Source organism: Flavobacterium sharifuzzamanii (assembly GCF_003254585.1).
In the GTDB taxonomy this organism is placed as follows: Bacteria; Bacteroidota; Bacteroidia; order Flavobacteriales; family Flavobacteriaceae; genus Flavobacterium; species Flavobacterium sharifuzzamanii.
In genome coordinates, this window is the sequence record NZ_QJGZ01000041.1 from 579156 (window position 1) to 585155 (window position 6000).

1 protein-coding gene is annotated in these 6000 nt (G+C 37.2%); it reads left to right on the top strand.

Translation table 11 applies throughout. From position 1 onward, the window contains the following. Positions 1-414 precede the first annotated feature (414 nt). On the top strand, positions 415-6000 hold a 5586-nt coding region (locus DMA14_RS19745), incomplete at its 3' end, for an Ig-like domain-containing protein (protein WP_157957740.1).

The window sequence follows — 6000 nt, forward strand, 5'->3', positions numbered from 1 at the left end:
TGTCAATAAATTCTGTAAGAATTATGGATTATCGTAATTATTTAAGAAATTTCAGTCCTTTCATTGTCAAATATTTAGAGAATTTTGGTTTTCAAGCGGTGAACAATTGTTAAAAGCTGTTGTTTGACGAGTTTATGTGCACTTTGTCGGAATAATGAGGTGCGATTTCATTCCTCGATATACTTTCGCACTTTCCAAATCTACTTAATTTAAAACCAAAGAGACTTTTTTAGTCTTTATTTTACTATATGACAATGGTCTACATAATGCCTTTTTTATATGTAAGTCTTGAAAAAACTATTCTAAGTTTTTTTAAATCCATTTTATATTTTTTCACGTATCTCATCAAGATGCAAAAAACGATCATCCGTTTTTTAGCGCCCAAAATTTCTGTTCCACAAACTCAAGTTGTCTATGCGTAACTCTACTTTTTGTAAGTCTGGATTTTCTAGACTAATTTTTCTTATTGTTTTTTTATTATTAACCGTACAGAGTGCTTCAGCTCAGTTTTATACTAAGCATTACATTGCTCCTGCTCCGTGGCAATATTTTAGTAAAGCAAATGAAATTGTAATTTCTACAAATTCGATTTCAAATGTTAATATTACAGTTGCAAAAAGTGACGGAACAGTAGTAACAAATTTAACAGCTAAAAAAGGAAGTCCAGCAGTATATAGATTTTCACTTTTAGCAAGAGATCTTCCAATGAATGCTTTGAATACTGTTCTTAATGGAGCAGGGCTAATTGTAACAAGCACTGGGCCTACAGCCGTAAACTTGAGAAATATTGCTTCAGATGATTATAGTAATGACGAAAATAGGGATGCCAATATTAAAGGAAACGCAGCTTTAACAAGTTTTGGAGATGCTGGGCTTGGAATAAGATTTAGAGTAGGTTATTATAGAGATGGATCATTGGGAACTTTTAGCAATTTAGGCGATCAAAGACCAATATATAGTATTATGGCTACTGCTAATAACACTACTATAAAAATTAACAACGAGGTTAAAGCTACATTAAATCAAGGGCAGAGTTATTTGTTTAAAGCTCCTATCGGAACATTAGTCGAATCATCTAATCCAACAGTCATGAATACATCAGCAGCTATAGATGTACCTGGTGGCTGTGGAGATGGCGCTTACAATCAAATACCTCCCGAATCTGTTTTGGGAACTGAATATTTTCTTGAAAGAGGAACTGGTAATGACACTGCTGAACAAACTACGGTTGTGGCAACAAAAGACAATACTAATATTACAGTAGAGAGTTATTCAACTACAGGAGTTTTAGTAAATAGAACAACTATAAATTTAGCATCGGCAGGATCCTTCCACACTTTTATAAATGGTGTAAAAAATACAAGTTTTACTGCATCAAGAATTATTGCGGATAAAAGAGTGGCAGTTTATTCAGGTACAGCACAAAATTGTGAAGTTGATATTTCGACAATTGCACCAGTATCAGAATGTGGTGGTTCAGAGTTTGTAGAAACATCAAAATTTAAAAACTATAAATTAGAAAACTTAGACTATTTTGGATATATTTTATTAAGAAGTTCTGCTGAGGATGTTACGATCAATGGCGTGAAAACTACAAGTATATCTGGAGTTGGAGCTCGTTATCAGATTGGTTCGACAGGCTGGTATATAATAAATTTTAATAGTGAACAAATAGGGAGACCTGAAGTTCTTTCTATTGAGAGTAAAGCTAAACTTACGGTTTCTATCGTGCAACAAGCAGGAGGTTTCTCTATGGCTGGTTTTTTCTCGACTTTTGCATCTCTGCCAGACGATCCTACCTTAACTTATATTGAAGGAGGTGGGTGTACAAACAATTCTGCCAGATTAACAACGCAAACAGGTTATGATCCTTATCAATGGTATTATAATGGAACAGCAATTAGTGGAGCTAATTCTTCTACATATATTGCAACAAAGACAGGTAATTATTCAGTGTCTTATACATTGGCATGTGGAGCTCAAACTCCTTCTAAAACAGCCTCAGTAATTTTGTGTACCGATTTAGGAATTACTAAAACAGTTGATATTGCGACGCCTTGTATTGGCTCTAATGTAGAGTTTACAGTTAAAGTTAGTAATTTGGGAGGAAATAATGTTTCTGGAATCTCAGTAAACGATTTGCTTCCTTCTGGTTATACTTATGTAAGCTCAACACCATCAGTTGGAGTTTACGATTCAACAACGGGGATTTGGACTATTGGTGATGTAGAGGCTCAATCTTCAATGACATTAAAGATTGTTGCTATAGTAAATGCTTCAGGAAATTATACCAATACCGCTTCATTACCAAATGGAGTAGATACCAATACAGCAAACAACTTTGCGAGTGCCGCGGTAAATCCAAAGTCTGCGAATTTAGTTATAACAAATCCTGCTTCAGTTTGTGCGCCTTCGACTGTAAATTTAACAGCTTCTGCCGTCACAGCAGGGAGCTCTTCAAATCTGACACTTTCTTATTGGACAAACTCAGGAGCAACATCAGCATTACCTTCGCCGAGTGCTGTTACTACTTCTGGGACTTATTACATTAAAGCAGTTTCTGCTGATGGATGTACATTTGTAAAGCCAGTTGTGGTGACAATTAATCCGCAACCATTAACTCCAAAAATTAATGGAAACGCAACATTGTGTGTAACTTCAGCTTCTACAGTTTTAAAGGCAGAGAATACTGCGGCTTCATATAATGGAAACTCTTATTTATGGTCAACTGGGGCTACTACACAAAGTATAACGGTTACAACTGATGGAACATATACTCTTCAAATAGTAAATAGTTCTGGTTGCGTTAGTAATAGCTCAGCCCCTGTTACAGTTAATTTTTCTCCAGCACCTACAGCTTCTGATCAAACGTTTTGTTCTTCAGAAAATAAAACTGTTGGGGATTTGGTTGCAACAGGAAATAATATAAAATGGTATAGCAGTAATAGTAGCAATACTGTATTAGCATCAAATCTTGCATTGACTGATAAAACAGATTATTATGCAAGTCAAACTTTAAATGGATGCGAAAGCTTAAGAATTAAAATACGTGTAACTGTAAATTCTAAATCTTCAGCTCCAGTCGCAGCTGCGTCACAATCATTTTGTACTGCAGATAATAGTACAGTTAATAATTTACAAGCGACAGGTACAAGTTTAAAATGGTATAATGTATCTTCAGGAGGCACTGCGCTTTCATTATCTCAAGCTCTAACTAATGGAGACTATTATGTAAGCCAGACAGCAAATAGTTGCGGAGAAAGTGGAAGAACAAAGGTTACTGTTACGATAAATACGACGCCATCTGCACCAGCGGTTTCTTCTCAAACATTTTGTGTAAATGATAATAAAAAAGTGAGTGATTTAACACCTTCAGGAGCAGCTTATAAATGGTTTAGTGCTGCTACAGGAGGTAGTTTATATGCGGGAACTGAAACTTTATCATCAGGGAACTATTATGTAAGTCAAACAAATGACTGTGGAGAGAGCGCAAGAACTATAGTCTCTGTAACGGTAAATAATACCGCTGCCCCTACAGCTTCTGCTCAAATTTTTTGTTCTGGAGAATTAAAAAAAGTAGGCGATCTGTCTCCATCAGGAGCAGTATATAAATGGTATAGTGCCAGTACAGGTGGTACTTTGTATTCAGGAAATGAGATACTTGCTACAGGAACTTATTATGTAAGTCAGGCAGCAAATGGATGCGAAAGTTTAAGAACAGCTGTAAATGTGACTGTAAATCAAACTCCAGTTGCACCTTCAGCATCAACGCAGACTTTCTGTTTATCAGAAAATAAAACAGTAAAAGATTTAGTTGCAACAGGATCTAACTTAAAATGGTATGATTCAAGCGCAGGAGGAACACAGTATTCAGGAAATGAGATTTTGACATCAGGTAATTATTATGTAAGTCAAACTATTAATAACTGTGAAAGCACAAGACTTTTAGTATCTGTTACTGTAAATCCTACACCAGCAGCGCCTTCAATTTCAGCAGATGGAGCAACAACTTTCTGTCAAGGAGGTAATGTAACTTTGACTTCTACAGGAGGAAGTAGTTATTTATGGTCAACAGGAGCAACAACTCAATCTATTATTGTTTCAGCTTCAGGAAATTATAGTGTTAAAGTATCTAATGCTTCGGGATGTTATAGTGTATTTTCAACAGCAACAACTGTTACGGTAAATGCTATACCATCAGCACCGACAGCTTCAGCTCAAACGTTCTGTTCATCAGACAATAAAAAAGTAAGCGACCTGTCTCCATCAGGAGCATCATATAAATGGTACAGTGCTAGCACGGGCGGGACTCTGTATGCAGGAACAGAAACGCTTGCAACAGGAACATATTACATAAGCCAGACCTCAAACGGATGCGAGAGTTCAAGAACTTCGGTATCGGTTACGGTAAATGCGACACCAACTGCACCGACAGCTTCAGCTCAAACGTTCTGTTCATCAGACAATAAAAAAGTAAGCGATCTGTCTCCATCAGGAGCATCATATAAATGGTACAGCGCCAGCACGGGCGGGACTCTGTATACAGGAACAGAAACGCTTGCAACAGGAACATATTACGTAAGCCAGACTTCAAACGGATGCGAGAGTTCAAGAACTTCGGTATCGGTTACGGTAAATGCTATACCATCAGCACCGACAGCTTCAGCTCAAACGTTCTGTTCATCAGACAATAAAAAAGTAAGCGATCTGTCTCCATCAGGAGCATCATATAAATGGTACAGCGCCAGCACGGGAGGGACTCTGTATGCAGGAACAGAAACGCTTGCAACGGGAACGTATTACGTAAGCCAGACCTCAAACGGATGCGAGAGTTCAAGAACTTCGGTATCGGTTACGGTGAATTCGACGCCATCTACGGCAGTATTAAGTGCTATTACACAGCCAACATGTTTAGATGCGAAGGGAAGCTTTACTATTAATAATTACAATTCAACTTATAATTACACAATAACTCCTTCAACTGGAGTTACAAATAATGCAGGTACAATTACAGCACCTGCAGGAAGTTATACTATTTCTGTATCTTCTAATGGATGTTCTTCTGGTGATGTAAGTTTTGTTATAAAATCAATCTTATGCGCTAATGATGATGATTTTGGAACAAAATCTTCAGGATCTGCAGCTGCAACAATCGGAAATGTAAAAACAAACGACACTTTGGACGGAGCATTTGTTACTTCTGGAAATACAGTTGTTACAGCAGATTCATCAGAGCCATTAAGCGTTGATGCAAATGGAGACGTAACTCTTGCTGCAAACACGCCAAGCGGAACTTACAGCATTACTTATGAAATCTGTGAGAAGAATGCAAATCCTTCAAACTGCAAAACAGCAGTTGTGGAAGTTAAAGTTGTAAACGGTTTAGTTGCCGTAAAAGACGATTTCGGAACAAAATCTTCAGGATCAACATCGGCAACTATCGGAAATGTAAAAACAAACGACACTTTAGACGGGGCATTTGTTACCTCTGGGAATACAGTTGTTACAGCAGATTCATCAGGGCCATTAAGCGTTGATGCAAACGGATACGTAACTCTAGCGGCAAACACGCCAAGCGGAACTTACAGCATTACTTATGAAATCTGTGAGAAGAATGCAAATCCATCAAACTGCAAAACAGCAGTTGCAGAAGTTAAAGTTGTAAATACAATAGACGCAGTAATAGATACTATTAATCCAATTAATGGAAATATTGGTGGAACAACAGTATCTCTAATAGAAAATGATAGATTAAATGGAAACCAAGCAGCAATTGGAAATAACTCTGGAGAAGTTGCAATAAATATTGTTGGCACTTTGCCATCAGGATTGACATTAAATGCAAATGGAACTATTACTGTTGCGCCAAACACGCCAAAAGGGAATTATGATGTAGAGTATAGAATTTGCGAAATAGGTGCAGTTCCTGCTAATTGCGATTCAGTAACTATTACCGTGCCGGTTACAGCAGGAAATCTTGTGGCAAACCAAGACATAATT